Origin of the sequence: Paenibacillus solanacearum (assembly GCF_910593845.1) — a bacterium.
Taxonomy (GTDB): Bacteria; Bacillota; Bacilli; order Paenibacillales; family NBRC-103111; genus Paenibacillus_G; species Paenibacillus_G solanacearum.
Genome location: NZ_CAJVAS010000004.1, coordinates 306,560 through 326,735 on the forward strand (window position 1 = coordinate 306,560; position 20,176 = coordinate 326,735).

General features: G+C 53.8%; 24 protein-coding genes. 3 read left to right on the top strand and 21 right to left on the bottom strand.

What is annotated here, in order from left to right:
* Positions 1-80 precede the first annotated feature (80 nt).
* Positions 81-347: a DUF2627 domain-containing protein gene (locus KXG62_RS07465; protein WP_218091299.1), complete on the top strand. Its 267-nt coding sequence runs from the start codon at positions 81-83 to the stop codon at positions 345-347.
* 40 nt (positions 348-387) lie between these two features.
* Here KXG62_RS07465 and KXG62_RS07470 read toward each other — a convergent pair whose 3' ends face one another.
* Genes KXG62_RS07470 through steA form a run of 3 tightly spaced genes read right to left on the bottom strand, consistent with a single transcriptional unit; the run spans position 388 to position 3,075 of the window.
* Positions 388-1,293 carry a hypothetical protein gene (locus tag KXG62_RS07470; protein WP_218091300.1) on the bottom strand — a complete coding sequence of 302 codons (906 nt, stop codon included), beginning with the start codon at positions 1,291-1,293 and terminating at the stop codon, positions 388-390.
* Positions 1,239-1,937, bottom strand: coding sequence for a glycosyltransferase family 2 protein (locus KXG62_RS07475; RefSeq protein ID WP_218091301.1), 699 nt, complete (start codon positions 1,935-1,937; stop codon positions 1,239-1,241). Before KXG62_RS07475 ends, KXG62_RS07470 begins: the two co-directional genes overlap by 55 nt.
* Positions 1,897-3,075, bottom strand: a complete 1,179-nt coding sequence (gene steA, locus KXG62_RS07480) for a putative cytokinetic ring protein SteA (protein ID WP_218091302.1) — start codon at positions 3,073-3,075, stop codon at positions 1,897-1,899. The genes KXG62_RS07475 and steA overlap by 41 nt, the downstream gene beginning before the upstream one ends.
* Positions 3,076-3,247: 172 nt before the next feature.
* Here steA and KXG62_RS07485 point away from each other — a divergent pair, with 172 nt between their 5' ends.
* Both KXG62_RS07485 and KXG62_RS07490 read left to right on the top strand, forming a co-directional pair.
* On the top strand, positions 3,248-3,421 hold the full coding sequence (locus KXG62_RS07485; RefSeq protein ID WP_218091303.1) for a DUF2524 domain-containing protein: 174 nt from the start codon (positions 3,248-3,250) through the stop codon (positions 3,419-3,421).
* Between the two features lie 178 nt (positions 3,422-3,599).
* Positions 3,600-3,794 (top strand): hypothetical protein, encoded by a 195-nt coding sequence (locus tag KXG62_RS07490; protein WP_218091304.1) that lies wholly within the window; start codon positions 3,600-3,602, stop codon positions 3,792-3,794.
* 17 nt (positions 3,795-3,811) lie between these two features.
* On the opposite strand, the gene KXG62_RS07495 is transcribed toward KXG62_RS07490, so the two are convergent.
* From KXG62_RS07495 to accC, 18 genes are all read right to left on the bottom strand, one after another.
* Positions 3,812-4,288, bottom strand: a complete 477-nt coding sequence (locus KXG62_RS07495; RefSeq protein ID WP_218091305.1) for an SRPBCC family protein — start codon at positions 4,286-4,288, stop codon at positions 3,812-3,814.
* Between the two features lie 106 nt (positions 4,289-4,394).
* Positions 4,395-4,805: a hypothetical protein gene (locus KXG62_RS07500; protein ID WP_218091306.1), complete on the bottom strand. Its 411-nt coding sequence runs from the start codon at positions 4,803-4,805 to the stop codon at positions 4,395-4,397.
* 148 nt (positions 4,806-4,953) lie between these two features.
* Positions 4,954-5,757 (bottom strand): sporulation transcription factor Spo0A, encoded by an 804-nt coding sequence (gene spo0A, locus KXG62_RS07505; protein ID WP_218091307.1) that lies wholly within the window; start codon positions 5,755-5,757, stop codon positions 4,954-4,956.
* A 209-nt stretch (positions 5,758-5,966) separates the two neighbouring features.
* Positions 5,967-7,307 carry a SpoIVB peptidase gene (gene spoIVB, locus KXG62_RS07510; protein ID WP_281426674.1) on the bottom strand — a complete coding sequence of 447 codons (1,341 nt, stop codon included), beginning with the start codon at positions 7,305-7,307 and terminating at the stop codon, positions 5,967-5,969.
* Between the two features lie 188 nt (positions 7,308-7,495).
* Positions 7,496-9,202, bottom strand: coding sequence for a DNA repair protein RecN (gene recN, locus KXG62_RS07515; RefSeq protein ID WP_218091309.1), 1,707 nt, complete (start codon positions 9,200-9,202; stop codon positions 7,496-7,498).
* Between the two features lie 20 nt (positions 9,203-9,222).
* A complete protein-coding gene (gene ahrC / locus KXG62_RS07520; RefSeq protein ID WP_281426663.1) occupies positions 9,223-9,672 on the bottom strand; it encodes a transcriptional regulator AhrC/ArgR in 450 nt (149 codons plus the stop codon).
* A gap of 31 nt (positions 9,673-9,703) precedes the next feature.
* Positions 9,704-10,171, bottom strand: coding sequence for a hypothetical protein (locus KXG62_RS07525; RefSeq protein WP_218091310.1), 468 nt, complete (start codon positions 10,169-10,171; stop codon positions 9,704-9,706).
* 70 nt (positions 10,172-10,241) lie between these two features.
* The gene (locus tag KXG62_RS07530) at positions 10,242-11,081 is read right to left on the bottom strand and encodes a TlyA family RNA methyltransferase (protein ID WP_218091369.1); all 840 of its coding nucleotides are present in this window, start codon (positions 11,079-11,081) and stop codon (positions 10,242-10,244) included.
* A 25-nt stretch (positions 11,082-11,106) separates the two neighbouring features.
* Entirely contained in the window at positions 11,107-13,014 is a 1,908-nt protein-coding gene (gene dxs / locus KXG62_RS07535; RefSeq protein ID WP_218091311.1) for a 1-deoxy-D-xylulose-5-phosphate synthase, read from the bottom strand.
* Between the two features lie 345 nt (positions 13,015-13,359).
* Complete coding sequence (locus KXG62_RS07540; protein WP_218091312.1) at positions 13,360-14,268, bottom strand: polyprenyl synthetase family protein; 909 nt, start codon at positions 14,266-14,268, stop codon at positions 13,360-13,362.
* Positions 14,265-14,519: an exodeoxyribonuclease VII small subunit gene (gene xseB, locus KXG62_RS07545; protein ID WP_218091313.1), complete on the bottom strand. Its 255-nt coding sequence runs from the start codon at positions 14,517-14,519 to the stop codon at positions 14,265-14,267. The genes KXG62_RS07540 and xseB overlap by 4 nt, the downstream gene beginning before the upstream one ends.
* Complete coding sequence (gene xseA, locus KXG62_RS07550; protein ID WP_218091314.1) at positions 14,494-15,873, bottom strand: exodeoxyribonuclease VII large subunit; 1,380 nt, start codon at positions 15,871-15,873, stop codon at positions 14,494-14,496. The genes xseB and xseA overlap by 26 nt, the downstream gene beginning before the upstream one ends.
* Positions 15,874-15,876: 3 nt before the next feature.
* Complete coding sequence (gene folD / locus KXG62_RS07555; RefSeq protein ID WP_218091315.1) at positions 15,877-16,746, bottom strand: bifunctional methylenetetrahydrofolate dehydrogenase/methenyltetrahydrofolate cyclohydrolase FolD; 870 nt, start codon at positions 16,744-16,746, stop codon at positions 15,877-15,879.
* A 26-nt stretch (positions 16,747-16,772) separates the two neighbouring features.
* A complete protein-coding gene (nusB, locus tag KXG62_RS07560; protein ID WP_218091316.1) occupies positions 16,773-17,231 on the bottom strand; it encodes a transcription antitermination factor NusB in 459 nt (152 codons plus the stop codon).
* A 62-nt stretch (positions 17,232-17,293) separates the two neighbouring features.
* Positions 17,294-17,533, bottom strand: a complete 240-nt coding sequence (locus tag KXG62_RS07565) for a DUF2273 domain-containing protein (protein WP_218091317.1) — start codon at positions 17,531-17,533, stop codon at positions 17,294-17,296.
* Positions 17,534-17,548: 15 nt separating this feature from the next.
* The gene (gene amaP, locus KXG62_RS07570) at positions 17,549-18,109 is read right to left on the bottom strand and encodes an alkaline shock response membrane anchor protein AmaP (RefSeq protein ID WP_218091318.1); all 561 of its coding nucleotides are present in this window, start codon (positions 18,107-18,109) and stop codon (positions 17,549-17,551) included.
* Between the two features lie 79 nt (positions 18,110-18,188).
* Positions 18,189-18,602 (bottom strand): Asp23/Gls24 family envelope stress response protein, encoded by a 414-nt coding sequence (locus KXG62_RS07575; RefSeq protein ID WP_218091319.1) that lies wholly within the window; start codon positions 18,600-18,602, stop codon positions 18,189-18,191.
* 139 nt (positions 18,603-18,741) lie between these two features.
* Complete coding sequence (gene accC, locus KXG62_RS07580; protein ID WP_218091320.1) at positions 18,742-20,100, bottom strand: acetyl-CoA carboxylase biotin carboxylase subunit; 1,359 nt, start codon at positions 20,098-20,100, stop codon at positions 18,742-18,744.
* Positions 20,101-20,176 lie beyond the last annotated feature (76 nt).

The window sequence follows — 20,176 nt, forward strand, 5'->3', positions numbered from 1 at the left end:
GTCCATTTTGTGAAATAGAATGATTTCGTTATAATTTTATGGTAACGTAGGATCGAACTATTGTACATGAAGGAGCACTTATGAAAGCGATCGTTTCCCGTTTTGTCGCCATTCTGCTGCTCGTCGTGCCCGGCATCTCCGCGACGTACGGCTTCCTCGCCATGAAAGACTCGCTCTTCACCGTATTTGATCCGGCCACGGCCGCCAGCGGCTTCCCCTGGGGCAAATTTATCGCCGGATTCCTATTGTTTGGCGCCGGTGTTGCTTTCATCGGCGGCTGGACTTTTTTTCGCGACCGCAAGCGCAATTATGTCGCCCCCCGCTTCCGCAAACGCAAAAGGAGGTAGGCCGCTGCCGCATGCCTGCCTCCACCCGCTTAACTCCCGCTCACATTCGATTCCGGCCGATCCCGTCGATGAAGCTTAACCAGCGGCTCTTCTCGATCATACGGGTCAGCGAACGTCTCCAAGTCAATCCGTGCAGTCCCAGAAGCAGCAGCAGCAGCGCTAATTGCGCAGCCTCCGGCGCATACTCCACCCAGCCGCAGCCTGCGGTAAAACCGAGCAGATTGGCCCCGGTGTCCCCAAGCATTAGCCGCCCCTTCATATCGCCATGCGTCAGCAGCACAGCAGCGACCGTGACCGGCAATACAGTAGTCCATCCCATCTGAGAGTTCCAAGCATGCGATGCGCCGGAGCCGAAGCTGGCCGCTCCCAACAGCAGCCCGAGCAGTAAATAGTAAAATTTGAGCGCTCTCCCCGGTCGAACATCCATTAAATTGACCGCGTTGGTCGTCAGCAGCAGCAGCGGCACTTGCAGCAGCAGAAGAGTCGTTAACGGCTGGTCTTCGGAACCTATCATCAAGCCGGCCGCTCCGACAGCCGCCACTTTGACAACCGCCGTCGTCGGCACGCCCCGCTGGCGCCATGCTTTCCAATGATTCGCAATGCCCTTCGTCTTTTGGTCTCCGATCAAATCATCGATCAGCCCGGCCATGCCAACCCCTACCAGAGCCAGCACAAACTCCGCCTCCGATGGAAGCGTCGCCCATCCCGTCAGCTTTTGCAGCATATAGCTCATGAGCAGCAGAAGAAGCAGAAATAAACCGCAGGCCGTTGGAATCGCTTCACCGCGGTAATTGACATCAACCAGCCGATGCTCACGCATGAACCGCAAAAATCCCGGCAGCACCAGCCCGCCTGCCGATAGCAGCAGTATGACCGTCAAACCTGCATTGATCAGCATACCGGCTTCCTCCAGCAGCGCCACAAGGCCCGTCCGACGGCCAAACATTGCTTGCCCCGGTGCAGCCATCCGCGCCAATCTCTGCCCGTTTCCCGGTGGGCAAAAGGCACTTCCAGCTCGCTTACCCGGTACCCCATCTTCACCGTATCAATCAGCATCCCGACTTCAACGCCAAAGCCCTGGAACGAGCGACGCCCGCAGCGTTCCAGCACTTCCCGGCGAACAGCGCGCTGGCCCGACAAGGGAGCCGCTGGCGTCAATCCGCATAAGGCTTGCACGCCATGCTTCGCCAGCTTCTTCACCAGCCCGATGCCTCCGCGTTTCACTGCAGGAGGAAGCATGGCGATGACCAGATCCGCTTCCCCGCGGAGCAGCGGCTCCAGCAGCCGCGGGAATTGGTCGGCTGTCTCCCCCAGGTCCGCATCCAGGAACAGGATGACGCTTCCCGAAGCGGCTTGCCAGCCGGCATGCATCGCCGCTCCCTTGCCTTGGTTGCGGGGCATTTGCAGTACCCGATCGGCCCGCGGCAGCGCAGCGGCAGCCGTACCGTCCGTACTGCCGTCATCGACGACGATGACTTCACAGCGCATGTCACTCCGCGCGCGGCATGCGCGTTCGATAGCCAGCAGCGTACCAGGAAGCCTATCTTCTTCATTCCAGGCGGGAATGATGACGGAAATGAGCGGCGCCATGGATGTTTCTCTCCTTCCGCGGAAAAATAATCAAGCGGCGGCATAGCTCCAGCAAGGCTCGGGATACCGTTCTCTTACCGGAGTATGAAGATTCAGGAACAGATCGTGCCGCCTGCGCTACATACGGATACAGCGTGCTGAAGCCCCGGGCGTCGATAAGCCGGCTTCCGACCTTCATCAGCACCAGCCACGTGCTGCCCATCCCGCTTCGTCCCTTCGCTGCGAAATCATGCAGATGGCTGTGCAGGCCAACGGTTACCATCCGCTCGCATTGATGATCGTACGCCAGCAGCAGCGCCAAATCTTCGCTCGTTCCGCCCGCGGCCAGCACCTGAGCCTGTAATCCGAGCCGCTCAAGGCGCGCCAGCCCCGGAGCGGCTCCGCCCCGGTAAGCGTGAACGATCAGTTCGGCGCCGGAGCGCAGCGCCCGGTCAGAGACGCTGTCCATATCCCCGACGATCATATCGGGCGTGTAGCCCTCTTCGATCAGCGCGTCGGCTCCTCCGTCAACGCCGATCAGGATCGGCTTAACGCTGGCAATATAAAACTTCAGACAGGCCAAATCTTCAATGTAATTTGTCCCGCGCGCAACGATAACGACCGACCGACCTTCCAAACGCGTCCCCAGCTGCGTAGATTCGATCGATTCCAGCATATAATGTTTCTCCTGCTCAGCGTGAAGCAGCGTATTGTCGACAAACTCGGCAAGGCAAGCGGTCTCCTGCGCTCTTGCGGCTTGGTACGCCCGATGCCAATCCTCCCTAACGAAGCGCTTGGCGGCAATCCAGGCGGAAGCCAGCAGAATGCCGTGCTCGCCGATGGCGATTTCGTCTTCTTCATGAAAATACGCAAAATGCTGCGTCTCGATTTCAAACAATGGGATTCCTTGCTCCAGCAAAGGCAGCACGGCGGTTGAAAGCAGCCTTCCGCTCATCGTCCGACCGGCGTTGACGACAGCTTTGACCTTGGCCTGCACTAAACCGCGAACGGCAAGCTCGTCCAAATCATCGTGGGCAATGACGGCGATCGCCCCGGGTCTAATGCGACGAAGCAGCCTTTTCGTGCTTCGATCAGCTTGCACAATCCCCTTGATCGACTTCTTGGTATTCCGGGATAAGCTCAACTTGGTCATGGTCATCGTGACGTTCAACCCCGATTCGATGTACTGTTCTTAACGTAACCAAAACCGTATAGGTGCATGCATCAGGGCTGCCCGTCTATCCTGTATTTGCTTTCGGCTTCCCGGCATAGTTCAACCGCAAGGATTCATACTAACAGATGATTTCATTCCACAACGGAGGTGCAGTTCCATGATCGACAACTTGGAAAGCAGCTACGATTGCTCCCATGCGGGCAATGACCTCAAGCAGTTGCAGGACGAGCTGCAGTCATTGCAGGCTTCGGGCGAAGATGGGCAAGAACAGCAGAACCGCCTCGAAAACCAAATCCGTTTCATCAAGAACAAGTGTGACATTCGTCCTTAGCGGCAGCAAAAAAAACAAGCCGGGTGCGTAAAGCGTACCCGGCTTTTGCTATGCTTGTATGGAATTATTTTTCCAATATGAATTGCCATTTCGAAAATAAAAAAGTAATATATTACCACTGGACAAATGGTATTTATTTTATAATATGGATGTAACTATACGTTAAGGGAGCTTCTTCATGAAGAACGATTTATATTATTATTGCTTTATTTGCGAAAAGGTGGAACCGATCCACACTGCGAAAAAAATATTCAAAACAGGCTTCAGCCGCATCGGAAGCGATAATTATCATGTCGGTTACTGCAAGGAAAGCAAGGACACTGAATCGAAGTGGAGCTCCTTCAACCGATCCTTATTCAAGTCGGATCCCTAGATTGATTAAGTAACCGGTTACAGCATGGTTGTGTGATCTCTAGCGGCTTGTTCTGCGACCTGCTTCATATATTCATTTCTCCGGACAAGGAATTGTTCCATATATTGTTGTAAAAACAGCTTGTCAGCCATGCGCCCCAGTAGGCCCAGCGGCGATGTATAATCGAACACATCGATCATCAGCGTCCCTTCGGAAGCGGGGATGAACTCGTGCTTGTGCCAAAATCGCTTGAACACGCCGCTGACCATTTCATCAACAAAATACCGCGGCCGATCGAACTGCGTAATTTGGGCTGTAAGCCGCTGCCGGATTCCAAAATGGACAGCCTCCCACGTGACGGATTGACCAAGCTCAATCAGCCCCGATGTGACGCCGGCAACGGCCTTTTCTCTCGTCTGCGCCGTCGAGCGGGCGTGTATATCGATGCTGCGGGCCAGATCGAAGCAAAGCGCGGCAGGCGCGCGAATATATAGTTCGGTTCGAATGACCGGCATAAATGATAGCAGCTCCCCACATCACGGGCTTGGACCCCATTCTCATTTTCTATGCATGGCTGAAACGGTATCGTTTCCTAGTGGGAGCGGTATTTTTTCGCTGCCGTCAAGAAGCCATCAGCCTTTCTATCGCTTTTTGCACTTTCTCGCTGGGCTCGTTCAAATCTCTGGCTTCAAAAATGAGTACGTTCTTCACCTTATAGATTTCGGATAATACCGCTTTCACATTCACGGTCTGCGCTTCGAAATCTTCCATCGCTCGGGCGATCGACTCCGGAGATTTGAAGACATATACAGCAAAAGCGCTTCCGTCCGCTTCCAGCATAAACGGTTCTTTGCCGTACAGCGTAAAATACGTAGAGTCCGGCACTTCCACAAGCGGAATACCTGCCTGTACAAAAGCGGCCTTGATTTCATAGAGCGCCAGCACCTGATTTTGCTTTCCTTGAGACCAGTCCTGGTATAAAGCGGCGGCAATGAGCGCCAGCACCAGCACAAACGTTATGATTTTCTTCATCCTTCTCGTACCTCCGGCTCGCATATCATCCTGTTGTTGCATTCTTTTCCAGCATACCACGTTGGCGTGAAAATAAAAATAAAAGCCCGCTAAATCGTCTCGATTTAGCGGACTTGATCGGGTACTTCTATGCTTACTCCTTACCCTTTCACGACACCTTATGCTCAATTCTCAGCTTATCCGCCACCATCGCGATAAATTCGCTATTCGTCGGTTTCGCTTTCGATATATTAATCGTATATCCGAATAAGTGGCTGATGCTGTCGATGTTGCCGCGGGTCCAGGCGACTTCGATCGCGTGGCGGATGGCGCGTTCGACGCGGCTAGGCGTCGTTTTGTATTTTTCGGCAATGGCCGGATAGAGCGTCTTGGTAATCGCGCCGAGAATTTCGATATTGTTATAAACCATCGTAATGGCCTCGCGCAAATATTGATACCCCTTGATATGCGCTGGCACGCCAATTTCATGAATGATCGTCGTAATGTTGGCGTCGAGATTTTTGCCTTTCGGCAGTTGAACGACGTTCGCCTTCATCGAATTTGAGCTGGAAACCATCGGCATCGACTGATTCGAACCGACAAGCTGGCGAATCCGGTTTGTCAGCACTTCCATATCGAACGGCTTCAATATGTAATAAGATGCACCGAGCTGAACGGCTCTTTGCGTAATGTTTTCTTGTCCGAATGCCGTCAGCATAATGATTTTCGGCTGCGGATTCAGATCCATTTCGCGCAGTTTTTCAAGAACGCCCAAACCGTCCAGATGAGGCATAATAATATCTAAGATGAGGATATCGGGCACTTTCTGGCTCTGCTCTATTAGGCGCAGAACGTCGTTCCCGTTATAAGCAATCCCAGTTACCCGCATATCGTCCTGGTCGTCGATGAATTCGGATAATAAATTCGTAAACTCCCGGTTGTCGTCTGCTAATAGAACTTCAATGGTTTGCAACGTTAAGCTCCTCCTTCGAATACAACAAAAATCATTAGCATTTTTTACCTATAATATAATTTCGACATAGAGCATAATTTTCCTTCTGTCGAATATTATTTTTCTGGATTTTTTTTTATTTTTAATTTATAATGAATATTTCTATCCAATATAATACATTATTCGACAAAACCAGTTGAATTCCACCAAGTAAATAAAAAAACTGAAGGTTAACTCGCCTTCAGTTCTTTTGCCTCCTGCGTGCCGCTCGTGCGCAGCATAATACCGGCATCCTGCAGCATCCATTCGATAAAACAGCCGTAGCCGCTGGTCGGATCGTTCACGAAAACATGAGTCACAGCGCCGATAACTTTATCGTTCTGCACAATCGGGCTGCCGCTCATGCCCTGAACGATGCCTCCGGTTTTATCCAGCAGTCTTGGGTCGGTTATCTTGATAACCATCCCCTTGGTCGCGGGATAATCCTGCTTCGCTACATGAACCACTTCAATATCAAACTTCTCGACCTTCTGTCCATTGACCACCGTATAAATTTGCGCCGGCCCTTCTTTTACGTCTTCCGCAAAGGCGACCGGCAAAGCTTTATTGATCAGTGCATGATCCGGGGCATTGAACATTTTGCCGAATATACCGAACTGCGTATTTTTCTCGATATTTCCAATCGCTTTGCTTTCCTTGGAAAATTGTGCCCGCTTCTCTCCCGGCTCGCCGTTCTGGCTTTTGGAGATGGACGTGACGTTGGAATGAACGATCTCTCCGTCGCCGACGATGATCGGCGTCTGAGTATCCATATCGGTTATCACATGACCGAGCGCGCCGTACACGCCTTGATCCGGGGCATAAAATGTCAGCGTCCCTACGCCTGCCGCGGAATCGCGGATGTATAAGCCGAGACGGTATGCTTTATCCGTCACATCATACGCCGGCGTGATCGGAATTTCGATCGTTTCATTGTTGCGAACGACAGTCAGGACAATCGGCTTCTTGCTTTCGCCCGCCGCCTTGACCAGATCGGCCACCTTGCTCACATCGTTCACCGGCGTGCCGTTCATTTTCATGATCAGATCACCCAGCTGCACTTTGGCTTCCTCGCCGGGAGAAATTTTTTTGTCATCCGATACGGCAACCAAATGATGACCGACAACCATAATTCCCGCGGATTTCAGCTTAACTCCGATCGTCTGCCCTCCCGGAATGATTTTCAAGTCGGGGACGACATTCACTTTTACGGTTTTTAACGGAATTTTACCGAAAAGCTTCAACTTCATTTCCGCTTGTCCAGCCTGATACGATTCGAGTGAAAGGGGATGAGTCAAATCGACTTGAAATGAGTGCTCCGCCACGCCATTGACTTTGAGTATTTCCGGGTGGTTTACGCTCACTTGCGCGCTGACCGGCATTGCAAGCTGCAATCGGGTCTGCTGTCCGGTGAATAACCGGAGTTCCTCGGGGAATGAGGCAAAGCTTCGGAAAGGGGTGGTCAAACAACCCAAACAAACGAAGAGGACGAGCATTAATCCAATCAATCTTTTTCTCTGGTTGGAACTCAATTCGCTCACGCTCCCTTGCTTCCTTGGCTTGGCGGCAGCCGGATTAATTGTAAAAATTACGTTGGGCAACGGCCCGGCTTCCGGATGCAGAAGCTTTCGGGCCTTGCGCCGTAAGGCTTAACCGCCGTTTGTGTACCTTTAAGGTAACCCCCGACCTCCGCTTTTATAACTCCAAAATGCTCCCACCCCTACAGTACGGCACCGAGCGTCGTCTTCTTATCATGCGCCAGCGCGAGCATTTCTTGCGCATGCTGCAGCGTTTTATCGGTCACTTCGACGCCGCCGAGCATCCGTGCAAGCTCATGAATTCGCTCCTCCTCGCTCAAATCGTCAATATGCGTATAAGTGCGTTCTCCATCCGTCATTTTATGAATCCGGAAATGAACATCCGCCATGCAGGCGACCTGCGGCAAGTGAGTGATCGAGAACACCTGACAGCCGCGGGACAGCTTCGACATTTTCTCCGCGATCGCCTGCGCGGCGCGTCCGCTAACCCCCGTATCGACCTCGTCGAAGACAAGCACGGGAATGCGGTCTACTCTCGCGAAAATCGATTTGAGCGCGAGCATGACCCGGGAAATTTCGCCGCCCGAGGCAATTCGGCTTAACGAACGCATCGGCTCTCCGGGATTGGCGGAAATGAGAAATTCCACTTGATCGGCGCCGTCGCGCGTCATTTTATGTACATTCAGCGGGTCCATTTGCACTTTGAATTGCGTTCGTTCCATATGAAGCTCGCGCAGCTCCGTAACAATCTCCGAAGCAAGCCGGTCGGCGACGAGACGCCGCTGTTCGGTCAGCTCGCCCGCCTTTTGCTGCAGCTCATGGATGGCAGCCACCTCTTGCTTCTGCAGCTGCTGCAGCTTCTCATCCTTGTTTTCGATCAAGTCGAGCTCCCGTTCGATTTTCTCGACGTGAGCTAGAATATCGGCGACATTCTCCCCGTATTTGCGGCGAAGCGACGAGATCAAGTCGAGCCGCTGCTCGATGAAGTCTAGACGAGCGGGATTAAACTCGATTTCATCCCGGTAGTCCCGAATTTGATAAGCCGCGTCCTCCAGCTGATAAAAAGCGTTATTCACCTGCTCCGCGAGCGGCTGCAGCTTGGCCGGATCGATAGCGGCAATATCCTGCAGCTTCTGCGCGGCGCGGCCGATCGCGTCCAGCCCCTTGCTGCCATACAGCAGGTCATATGCATCCGCCGCGTTCCGGAACAGCTTCTCAGCGCCGGAAAGCTTACGCTTCTCCTCCGCGAGCTGCTCATCCTCCCCCGGCTTCAGCTTGGCCGATCGAATTTCCTCTACCTGAAAACGATATAAGTCCATCATTTGCAGCGCTTGCTTGCTTGTTTCCTGAAGCTCCCGCACTTGTTTGCGTATCGACTGGTACGCATCGTACGCCGCCTGATACGCTTTTTTGACGGGGCCGATCTGCGCATCGCCGAACAAATCAAGCCAGCGCACATGCTCTTCCACTTTAAACAGCGATTGGTGCTCATGCTGGCCGTGAATGTTTACCAAGCATTCCCCGACTTCCTTGAGCATCGCCAAATTGATGATTTGCCCGTTAATCCGGCTGGCGCTTTTCCCTTGAGCCGTAATTTCCCTGCGAATAATAAGATGCTCCTCCGGGTCGCCTTCTATTCCCAACCTCGACAAAATTGTCCAGACCGGATGATCCGCTCCGACTTGGAACGAGGCTTCGATCGTGGCTTTATCGCTCCCATAGCGCACCAAATCGGAGGAGCTGCGTCCTCCGGCAATCAATCCGAGCGCATCAATGATAATGGATTTGCCGGCGCCCGTTTCACCGGTCAATACGTGAAATCCGTCTTTGCAATGCAGTTCCAACTGCTCGATCACCGCCAAATGGCGGATAGACAGTTCCTGAAGCATAACGACACCTCTTTAATCATTTAGCTGAGCATTCCTAAAATTTGGCTCACGATGTGCCCGCTGTGCTCTTTATTGCGGCATATAATGAGGATTGTGTCATCGCCGCAAATCGTCCCCATAATTTCATTCCATTCCAGGCTGTCGATCAGCGCACCGATGGCGTTCGCCGTGCCGGGAAGGCTCTTGAGCACAACCAGATTTTCCGTATAATCGATATGTACAAAATGATCATTCAGCGCCCGCTTGAGCCGGTGCATCGGATTATACCGCTGATCGGCCGGCATCGAATACTTGTACCTGCCGTCATCGAGCGGCACCTTGATCAAATGCATTTCTTTAATATCCCTTGAAATCGTCGCCTGCGTGACGTGAAACCCGGCAGCGCGCAATTGTTCCACAAGCTCGTCCTGCGTTTCGATCTCTCCATGGGTGATGATTTCTCTAATCTTAATATGTCGCTGGGCCTTCATGATATCCTCCCTGGTATGTCAATCCTGCGGTTTAGTCATTCGCATCGTCCAACACAAACATGAAACGATCGATGTGATTTTCCAGCATGTCGACGTAAAGCACGCCGGACGTTTGCGGGTAGGCGAGCTGATAGACGAGCAGCCGGTCGCGGATAGCGCTTCCCGAAATCTCCAAAGGCTTATGATCGCGGGAGAGCTTTACGGCGTAATACAAGCCGTCCTTCTCCACCATATAATCGATATACAAGCGGCTGTGCAGTTCTTCCTCATCGTTGACAGAAATCGTGATCGGTATTCGTTTCCTGCCGCATACGAGCCGATACCCTTCCTCCTCGAGCAGCACCGTCACATCGTCTTCCGGAACGTCTTCTTCCTCAATCGAGTCTAAAGGCGCCGTCTGCCCGACCGTGCGGCGCATTTGCGCGCGAATATAAAAGTAAAGCCAAGCGCCGATCAGGAGTACGATCAAAAAAATAACGAATCCATCCCCGCTTTGCATGGAATCACCTCAACCTACCTATTCGAGCCAAACCGCCCAATCTCCTCTAAAAAAGGCAAAAAAACTCATCCTAGACAGATGAGTTGTTCATATTTTGCGATGCTTCGACGATTGTATCGATGGCCTTTTCAATGGCTGCATCGTCCCAACCCGGCTCATCGGAAAGCTCCAGGCAAGTTAAAAATTCAATATTCCCTTCTCCGCCTTTGATCGGGGAGAACGTTAATCCTCTGACCGCAAAGCCGATTTCCGCAGCAAACGCCAAAATCGCTTGCAGCACTTCCTTATGCGTAGCCGAATCGCGGACCACGCCCGATTTGCCCACTTTGTCCCGTCCCGCTTCAAACTGCGGCTTGATCAGCGCAACGACTTTGCCTCCCGGAGCAAGCAGCGCCTTCAGCGGCGGCAAAATCAATTTCAGCGATATAAAGGAAACGTCGATGGAGGCAAAGGAAGGCTGAGGCCCTTTCAAATCGCCCGGCTGCATGTAACGGAAGTTCGTCCGCTCCATGACAGAGACGCGCGGGTCTTTGCGCAGCGACCAGTCCAGCTGATTGTAGCCGACATCGACGGCATACACATGAATCGCGCCGCGCTGCAGCGCGCAATCCGTAAAGCCGCCCGTCGACGCCCCGATATCGAGCATGACGGCGCCTTGCAGCTCGATTTGAAACGTATCGAGCGCCTTTTCTAGCTTCAATCCGCCGCGGCTCACGTAAGGGTGAACCGCGCCTTTCACTTGAATACGGGCATTGCGCGATATTTTCGTACCCGCCTTGTCAGCAGGCTCATCGTCGACAAGCACCAGCCCCGCCATCAGCGCAGCCTTCGCTTTTTCCCTCGTTTCGAAATGCCCGAGCTCTACGAGCAATACATCCAGTCTTTCTTTTTCCGCCTTATCTCCGGCCATAACCATGAATAGCTCCTAACCTTATTTACGCCCGCTGTCTTTTGCGCGGGACTAACGCTTGCAATTCGGCCACGAGCCGCTCCGACGTAAAGCCGACTTCCTGTCGCTGCTCGGCTACGGAGCCATGCTCGACGAAATAATCGGGAACGCCGATAATTTTGACCCGCATCCCGTGCAAATTTTGACTCGAATAAAATTCCATGACGCCGCTGCCGAAGCCGCCCATCTGTGCGCCTTCTTCCAGCGTAATCATCGGCAGGTCTTCCTTCGCCAGCTGCAGCAGCATCGCCTCATCCATCGGTTTGATGAAACGGGCATTGACGACGCGCACGCCGACGCCTTCCTTGGCCATCAGTTCCGCCGCTTCCAGGGCTACCGGAATCATCGGTCCGACCGCGAGGATCGCCGCATCCTCTCCCGGACGCAGCACTTCCCACGTCCCGATCGGAATCGACTTGAGCGGTTCATCCATTGACACGCCCAGGCCGCTAATTCGCGGGTAACGGACGGCAATCGGCCCGTCGTTATAATCGACTGCGGTCTTCATCATATGCCTTAGCTCATTCTCATCCTTAGGCATCATCAGCGTCAAGTTTGGAATGCTGCGAAGATACGCAATATCGTATATGCCCTGATGCGTTTCCCCATCCGGTCCGACGAAGCCGGCACGGTCAATCGCGAACGCCACGTTCAGATTGGCCCGGCATATATCGTGAACCACCTGGTCGTAGGCACGCTGCAGGAAGGTGGAGTACACCGCGAACACCGGCTTGAGTCCCTCCGAAGCGAGTCCGGCCGAGAACGTGGCCGCATGCTGCTCGGCGATCCCTACGTCGAACATGCGTTCCGGGAATATGCTCGCGAATTTGATCAACCCCGAGCCCGATGGCATCGCCGGCGTAATAGCCACGACGCGCTCGTCCTGTCGGGCCAGCTCGATGAGCGTATTGCCGAACACTTCCGTATACATCGGAGGCCCGACCGCTTTGATCATTTTGCCGGACTCGATCTTGTACGGGCTGGCGCCATGCCAGTTCTGCGAATCGGCCTCTGCCGGGGAGTACCCTTTGCCTTTCAGCGTGATGACATGCACAAGCACAGGTCCGATCACTTTGTCGGCCTGTTTCAGCGTTTCTAGCAGTAAAGGCAAGTTATGCCCGTCAACCGGCCCGAGATACGTAAACCCGAGCTCCTCGAACCACACGCCGGGAACAACCAAATATTTAAACGAATCTTTGAGCTTCTCGGCCGTCTTGGCCAGCGTGCCGCCGATCGCCGGAATTTTCTTGAGCAAATATTCGACTTCTTCTTTCGCCTTGACGTAATGCCGGTCCGAACGGATGCGGCCCAAATAATTGTGCAGCGCCCCGACATTCGGTGCGATCGACATCTCGTTGTCGTTCAAAATAACCATCAGATTGCGCTTCTCATGACCGATATGGTTGAGCGCTTCAAGCGCCATCCCTCCGGTCAGCGCACCGTCGCCGATTACGGCAACGACCCGGTTGCTCGCTTTCTTCAAATCCCTCGCAACGGCCATGCCCATCGCCGCCGATAAAGACGTGCTGCTGTGACCCGCTTCCCATACGTCGTGCTCACTCTCGGAGCGTTTCACAAAGCCGCATAATCCCTTGTACATGCGCAGCGTATCGAACCGGTCTTTCCGTCCCGTCAAAATTTTGTGGACGTACGATTGGTGGCCCACATCAAAAATAAATTTATCGTCAGGACTATCGAACAAATAATGAAGCGCAATCGTTAACTCGACAACACCAAGGTTTGGTGCGAGGTGTCCGCCTGTGACCGATAGCTTTTCGACAAGAAACTCGCGAATCTCCGCCGCCAATTGCTCCAGCTGTTCCGTTGTCAAATGCTTCAAATCTTCAGGCTGATGAATATGATCGAGCAGCACGTTTGTCCCCCCGCTTTCCATGGTTGATTTTTTCGTTATCATTGAAAAAAATTGAATGCCGAGACGATGCTCTCATATGTAGTACAGCTTGTTATTTTTTGAAAAGCCTTCCAATCATATGGGCGTAAAGGAGTCCGGCGTGGCCGAACCGTCGTTGTGATTGTATTTCGCTGCCATTCCATCGCATTTCGTAGCTCGGTAAGCAAGAACTGCCGTTTCGGGCTTCCTTCCCACCTGACACTTGAAGTCATTATAGCATACGACTAAAAAACGCTCAAATGAAACACGAAATGCAAATATTAGACAAGTTCGGCGTTTGGGCGCTGCGCGGAGCGTCGGCTCTTGCCCTGCGGGCGGCGGAGCGTATTAATAATCCCGCTTCACCAAATAGTCCGCCAGCTGCAGCAGCCGTTCCGGATAAGCGAACCGGGCTTCGGCGATCGCCTGCTTGGCTTCGGCCGTCAGCTCCTCTACTTTCGCTTTGGACGCGTCGATGCCGAGGAAGTACGGATACGTCACCTTCTGCTGCTTGACATCGCTCTGCACCGGTTTACCGAGCTTCTGCTCGTCGCCGATCAGATCAAGAATATCGTCCTGGATTTGATATGCCAGTCCGATGCAGGTCCCGAACCGTTCCAGCGCGGCCAGCTGCTCATCGTTCGCCCCCGCAATGCGCCCTCCCGCCTTCAATGAAAAGACGATCAAATCGCTCGTTTTGTGGAGATGAATGTACTCCAGCTCCGACAGCTTCGTAAGCCCTTGCTCCCCTTCCATGTCAGCGGCTTGTCCGCCAACCATTCCGGGCGCCCCCGCAAGCCTCGAGAGCTCTTCGACGATATCGGCGACAACGCCGGACGGCACGTCATGGGCGCGCGAAGCTTGTACTGCCGTATAGAACGCATGGGTGAGCAGCGCATCGCCGGCGAGAATCGCCATCGCTTCCCCGTACACTTTATGATTGGTGGGCTTGCCCCGGCGGAAATCGTCATTGTCCATCGCCGGCAAATCATCATGGATCAGCGAATACGTATGAATCATTTCCACGGCCAATGCGACCGGCATCGCCGACTCGCTATTTCCGCCGAGCGACTCGGCTGCCGCAAGCACGAAGATCGGACGCAGACGCTTGCCGCCCGCCATCAGCGAGTACATCATGGCTTCTCTCAGCGATTGCGGAATGTTCCATGCGGCAGGCACGGATTCCCGCAAAGCGGCTTCCACCTTAAGCGTATGCTGATCTATATACTGTGTGATGCTGACGTTTGTCACGCTCATCGGTTGTCCCCTTTTTCTTCAATCGGCTGAAACGGCTTCTTCACCATGCCGCCATCCTGTTCCAGTAAAATTTCGATTTTGCGTTCCACCTGCTCGAGCTTTTGACCGCACAGCTGGGAAAGCTTCATCCCTTCCTGGAACAGCTCGATTGCCTTCTCCAGCGGAACATCCCCGCTTTCCAGCTGCGCCACGATGCGCTCTAGCTGGTCCATCGCTTGTTCAAAGCTAGGCGTCGCTTCCTGATTCGTCATTGCGTTTCTCCTCCATTGACCAAACATGACAATCTATACGTCCGTCAACCATCCGCAGTTTCACAATATCCCCGATCTGAACCTGCTTCAGCGATTTGATTAAATGCTTTTCCTTTTCATCGTACACGAGGCCGTAGCCGCGCTGCATGATCTTCAAGGGGCTGAGCGCGTCCAATTGGCGTATGGCTGATACAAGCTCCTGCTTTTTCCGTTTGACGATCGTACCCGCGGACAGCTCGAGCCCACGGCTTGCGGCCTCGAGTCGCTTCCTCGAATACACGATCTGTTCCTTCGGGTTGAAGCCTGCTATTCGCCGTTCCGACCGCATGAGCCGCTCTTGCGATTTCGTCAGGCGGCTGCGCATCTTATACGAGAGCTGCTCCCGCATCCGATCGAGCCGCTCCGTCTGCTGCATTAGAAGCTGCCTACGCGGATTGGTCAAATAAGGCGAGCGCTGCAGCCGCTTGAGCCTTTCCTTGCCAGCGGCCAGCTGCTTGGACAAGCCGGCATACAGCTGCTGCTGTAGGAAGCTGAGCTGCTGCTTCAGCTCGAGGTGATGCGGCACCGCCAGCTCTGCCGCCGCCGTAGGCGTCGCCGCGCGCAAATCGGCCACGAAATCGGCAATCGTAAAATCCGTTTCGTGGCCGACAGCGGAAATGACCGGGATCGCCGAGCGATAGATCGCCCGGGCTACCGCTTCCTCGTTAAACGCCCACAGCTCCTCGAGCGAACCGCCGCCGCGGCCGACGATCAAGACGTCGACTTCGCCGCGCGCGTTCATTTCTTCGATCGCTTTGACGATGGACGGCGCCGCCTGGGCTCCCTGCACAAGCACGGGATACAGCAGCACCGGCACCGACGGATAGCGGCGCTGCAGCGTGATGATAATATCGCGCACGGCGGCTCCCGTCGGCGAGGTGATGACGCCGATCGCCCGCGGGAACCGAGGAATCGGCTTTTTGCGGTCGGCAGCGAACAGCCCTTCGCCTTCGAGCTTCTTCTTCAGCTGCTCGAACGCCAAATACAGGCTTCCGATGCCGTCCGGCTGCATTTGCGTAACGTAGAACTGATACTGCCCGTCCCGCTCGTATACGGAAATATTGCCGCACGCGAGCACCTTGGAGCCTTCCCGCGGAATGAACCCGATTCGCTGGTTGTACGAGGCGAACATGATGCTTTTCAGGCGGGAATCCGCATCCTTCAGCGTGAAATACATATGCCCGCTGGAATGATGCGTAAAATTCGATATTTCGCCGCGAACCCATACATCCTGCAGCCGATCGCTGCCTTCGAGCAGCATCTTGATATACCGATTCAGCTCTTTGATCGAATAAATCTGCTGCTTCGCTTTCATAGGCTACACGGTCACGTGCAAGCCGGCTGCCCGTTCGGCCGCTTCCAGCGTATTGCGCAGCAGCATCGTGATCGTCATCGGTCCTACGCAGCCCGGCACGGGCGTAATATAGCTTGCCGTGTCCAGCACATCGTCAAAATCGACGTCGCCGGCGAGTTTCCCGGTATCCTCCAGACGGTTGATGCCAACATCGATGACGATGGCACCCGGCTTCACGTGACGGCTTTTGATCATTTTCGCTTTACCGACGGCGGCGACAAGAATATCGGCCTGACGCGTAATTTCTTCCATATTTTTCGTGCGGGAATGACAGACGGTTACCGTCGCATGTTCGCGAAGCAGCAGCATTGCCATCGGCTTGCCGACGATGTTGCTGCGACCGATCACAACAGCGTGCTTGCCCGCAATGTCCGCGCCGATTTTCTTCAAGATTTCAATGACGCCGGCAGGCGTGCACGGCAAAGGACCTTCCTTGCCGATCATCAGGTTGCCGACGTTCACCGGATGAAAACAGTCCACATCCTTGGAAGGTTCGATCGCTTCCACGACCCGCTCTTCGGAAATATGCTTCGGCAGCGGTGATTGCACCAGAATGCCGTGTATTTTGTCGCTTCCGTTCAGCTTCTCGATCAGCTCGATCAGCTCCTGCTCCGGCGTGCTCTCCGTGAGCTTATGAACTTCGGAATACATCCCGGCTTCCTCGCACGCTTTGGCCTTGTTGCGCACGTATACGTGCGAAGCCGGGTCGTCGCCTACGATAACGACGGCCAGTCCAGGCTGAACGCCCTTGGACTGGAGCGACGCGACCTGATCTTTGATTTGGGCTCTGTAGTCACTCACGATTTCTTTACCATTGATAACCTGTGCGGACATGCGGTTCGCCTCCCCTAATGAATGTGTTACGCTTCCGGCGACTTTTGCCGAATCGAATCCAGATCCCGGATCATTTTCCCCAATACGCCGTTCACGAACTTGCCTGAATCGTCCGTCCCGAAATGCTTGGCCATCTCGATCGCCTCGTTAACGACGACTTTCGGCGGAACATCGTCGCGAAACACCATCTCGTACGTGGCCAGGCGCAAAATTTCACGATCCACCCTCGACAGCCTGTCCATTTGCCAGCCCTTCAAATAATCGAGCAGCAGCCCGTCGATGGACTGCTTGTGCGATAAGGTGCCTTCCACAAGCTCTATAATGTGCGGCGGCGAGATTTGATCGCGTTCCCGTGTCAGCTGCGCTTCGTCTTCCGTCCGTGCCTCCTCGACGACATGCGATACCGCATCCGCCGGAGCGACACCATTCATTTCAATTTGGTAAAGGCTCTGAAGCGCGAGCTCCCTTGCTAATCTGCGTCTCATTGTTAATACGTCCTCCTGCTCTCCTTGCGCCATGAAAAAAATCCTTGGGATTCTCCAAGGATTTACCGGAACAATCTCCATTTGTCCATGAGCTGGCGCCAAATGTCTTCAACGGGAAACGCCGGCTCGCCCCGGTCCAATCTCTTCCCTATATAATATCCAGTATATACGATTAGGGCAAATATTAACATATGCCAGAAACCGAAGAATAAATAAATGATGCCCAGCACCGCGCCGATCCCCAGCCCCGCCATCTTTCTCGGGTGCCCTTCCCAAAGCTGCTCCAACATCCGCTTCCACATCCGGGGAGCTCACCTCTATTCCACGCGACTTTTGAATGTCGGGGTCGATTGCTGAACATTCGCGATATAAACGGAAACGAATGCAACCGGGATGCCCGTAATTTCCTCAACGTGCCGCTTCACATTGGCCTGCATCTCTTCGGTCAGCGCCGGAATCGAGCTTTCTCCATCCACAATCGCGCGAATGATGATCTCCAGCCCCGCCTGACTCACTTTCACCCTTGCGCGCAAATCTTTCACGCCGCGCGAGCGATTCGCCGCTTTGAGCGACAAATTTTCCACCGTATCCATCGAGATCCGGATATCGCCGATCTCTGTACGCTGGTCGATGGACGGTGCAGCCGCCTTCCCTCGGCGAACGGAGACGAACAGAAACCGGATGCTGATCAGCGCCACGATCAAGGTCACGCTAATGAAAGGAATGGCCGCATCCACGTCATAATAAACGTCATGAGCAAAATTATTCGCCACATCGAGCGGAATGAATCCAAACGCGGCAAACAGGAGAATGACGCACGCAATCAGTACGACGACACTTAAAAGAAAAAGCAGCAGCTTGTCCAAAACTTTTACCACGTATGTATTCTCCTTCCATATATGGAGGAAACCCCCTGACGGTATGCAGGGGGTTCAACCGAGCGCTCTAAAGGTTTGTTTATTTAACGCGTTGCTGGGAGACGGGTTCCGCCTCTTCGATTTTTTCCGGCCCCTTGAAAATAACGTCATGGATATGAACATTAACCTGAACTACGTTCAAACCGGTCATCGATTCGATTGCATTTTTCACATTTTGCTGGACGCCGCTAGCGACTTCCGGAATACGCGAACCGAATTCGATCACAATGGAAACGTCAATCGCCGCTTCGCGCTGGCCGACCTCGACCTTCACGCCTTTGGACATGTTCTTGCGTCCGAGCAGCTCTGCAATGCCGCCTGCGAATCCGCCGCTCATTCCAGCTACTCCAGGCACCTCCACCGCGGCCATGCCGGCGATGATCTCGATTACCTCGGGGGCAATCTGAATTGCGCCCATCTCGGTCTTTTCATAATCCGCAGCTATGATACTCATCGTTTATGGTCCTCCTCCAAGTTATTGTTTTACCCTCGGAACAATAACTGCATCACGCGTTCGGCGCTGTCGATTCAAAAACTTGTCTTACAGTATACTATACCATTCTCCTATAAATATGACAATGAAGTGAACAGGCTTACGAATTCGGGTCGTTCACGTCATGCTCTTCCAAAAATTTGATATCGAAGTCCCCTGCCAGAAACTTTTTATGCTCCAGCAGCTTGAGATGGAACGGAATGGTCGAATGGATGCCATCGATGGCAAATTCGCTAAGGGCGCGCTTCATACGCTGTACCGCTTCCTCGCGGTCCTTGCCCCAGACGATCAGCTTGGCGATCATCGAATCGTAATGCGGAGGAATCGTATAGCCCGGGTATGCCGCGCTGTCTACGCGCACCCCGAACCCTCCCGGCGGCAAATAAAACTGAATTTGGCCGGCCGACGGCATGAAATTGCGGTCCGGATCTTCCGCGTTAATCCGGCATTCGATGGAATGGCCGTTGATCTGTACCTCTTCTTGGGTAAAAGAAAGCGGCTCACCCTCGGCAATGCGGATCATTTCCTTAATGATGTCGATACCCGTGACATACTCGGTTACGGGATGCTCCACCTGAATCCGCGTGTTCATTTCCATGAAGTAAAACTGTCCGTCCGGTCCGAGCAAAAATTCGAGCGTGCCCGCTCCGGCGTATTCCACGGCTTTGGCTGCGCGTACTGCGGCTTCCCCCATACGCTCGCGAATGTCCGGCGTCAATACAGGGCAAGGCGCCTCTTCGACCAGCTTTTGGCGGCGGCGCTGCACCGAGCAGTCGCGCTCGCCGAGATGCACGACATTGCCGTGCTTGTCGGCCAAAATTTGAATCTCTACATGCTTCATGCCAGTCAAATACTTCTCCAGATAGACGCCGGCGTTGCCGAATGCCTTCTGCGCTTCCTGCTGCGCCGTCGTGATCTGCTGAATCAGCATTTCTTCATTGTCGGCAAGGCGAATCCCTTTGCCGCCGCCGCCCGCCGTCGCTTTAATGATGATCGGATACCCGATCTCGCGTCCGAGCCGGATCGCTTCGTCCATGTTCTCAACTAACCCGTCGGAGCCCGGAATGACCGGCACGCCGGCATCCTTCATCGTCAGCTTGGCGACCGACTTGTCGCCCATCTTGCTGATCGCTTCGGGAGACGGACCGATGAACGTAATGTTGCAGCTTTCGCAAATTTCAGCGAAGTCGGCGTTTTCGGCCAAAAATCCGTAGCCCGGATGAATGGCATCCGTCTCGGTCAATGTAGCCACGCTCATCAAATTCATGTAATTCAAATAGCTATCCTTGGAAAGCGTCGGTCCGATGCAGTAAGCTTCGTCCGCAATCCGCACGTGCAGCGCGTCGCGATCCGCCTCGGAATATACCGCAACCGTCGAAATTCCAAGCTCGCGGCACGCTCTAATAATGCGAACGGCGATCTCTCCGCGGTTGGCGATCAATATTTTATGAAACTTCAAGTGTGTTCTCCTCCTAAGGGCTTACCGTAGGTAAGCCGTCGTCGAAAGCATTGCTGGGCTTACCGTAGGTAAGCCG

Bases quoted from the DNA above. Each gene is read 5' to 3' on its own strand.
- KXG62_RS07465 (WP_218091299.1), top strand. From the start codon at position 81: ATGAAAGCGATCGTTTCCCGTTTTGTCGCCATTCTGCTGCTCGTCGTG.
- KXG62_RS07470 (WP_218091300.1), bottom strand. From the start codon at position 1,293: ATGTTTGGCCGTCGGACGGGCCTTGTGGCGCTGCTGGAGGAAGCCGGT.
- xseB (WP_218091313.1), bottom strand. From the start codon at position 14,519: ATGACGAATCAGGAAGCGACGCCTAGCTTTGAACAAGCGATGGACCAG.
- KXG62_RS07565 (WP_218091317.1), bottom strand. From the start codon at position 17,533: ATGTGGAAGCGGATGTTGGAGCAGCTTTGGGAAGGGCACCCGAGAAAG.
- KXG62_RS07490 (WP_218091304.1), top strand. From the start codon at position 3,600: ATGAAGAACGATTTATATTATTATTGCTTTATTTGCGAAAAGGTGGAA.
- KXG62_RS07525 (WP_218091310.1), bottom strand. From the start codon at position 10,171: ATGCAAAGCGGGGATGGATTCGTTATTTTTTTGATCGTACTCCTGATC.
- dxs (WP_218091311.1), bottom strand. From the start codon at position 13,014: ATGGAAAGCGGGGGGACAAACGTGCTGCTCGATCATATTCATCAGCCT.
- steA (WP_218091302.1), bottom strand. From the start codon at position 3,075: ATGACCATGACCAAGTTGAGCTTATCCCGGAATACCAAGAAGTCGATC.
- KXG62_RS07575 (WP_218091319.1), bottom strand. From the start codon at position 18,602: ATGAGTATCATAGCTGCGGATTATGAAAAGACCGAGATGGGCGCAATT.
- KXG62_RS07485 (WP_218091303.1), top strand. From the start codon at position 3,248: ATGATCGACAACTTGGAAAGCAGCTACGATTGCTCCCATGCGGGCAAT.
- KXG62_RS07475 (WP_218091301.1), bottom strand. From the start codon at position 1,937: ATGGCGCCGCTCATTTCCGTCATCATTCCCGCCTGGAATGAAGAAGAT.
- KXG62_RS07530 (WP_218091369.1), bottom strand. From the start codon at position 11,081: ATGGCCGGAGATAAGGCGGAAAAAGAAAGACTGGATGTATTGCTCGTA.
- KXG62_RS07500 (WP_218091306.1), bottom strand. From the start codon at position 4,805: ATGAAGAAAATCATAACGTTTGTGCTGGTGCTGGCGCTCATTGCCGCC.
- ahrC (WP_281426663.1), bottom strand. From the start codon at position 9,672: ATGAAGGCCCAGCGACATATTAAGATTAGAGAAATCATCACCCATGGA.
- KXG62_RS07540 (WP_218091312.1), bottom strand. From the start codon at position 14,268: ATGAGCGTGACAAACGTCAGCATCACACAGTATATAGATCAGCATACG.
- recN (WP_218091309.1), bottom strand. From the start codon at position 9,202: ATGCTTCAGGAACTGTCTATCCGCCATTTGGCGGTGATCGAGCAGTTG.
- nusB (WP_218091316.1), bottom strand. From the start codon at position 17,231: ATGAGACGCAGATTAGCAAGGGAGCTCGCGCTTCAGAGCCTTTACCAA.
- KXG62_RS07495 (WP_218091305.1), bottom strand. From the start codon at position 4,288: ATGCCGGTCATTCGAACCGAACTATATATTCGCGCGCCTGCCGCGCTT.
- folD (WP_218091315.1), bottom strand. From the start codon at position 16,746: ATGTCCGCACAGGTTATCAATGGTAAAGAAATCGTGAGTGACTACAGA.
- xseA (WP_218091314.1), bottom strand. From the start codon at position 15,873: ATGAAAGCGAAGCAGCAGATTTATTCGATCAAAGAGCTGAATCGGTAT.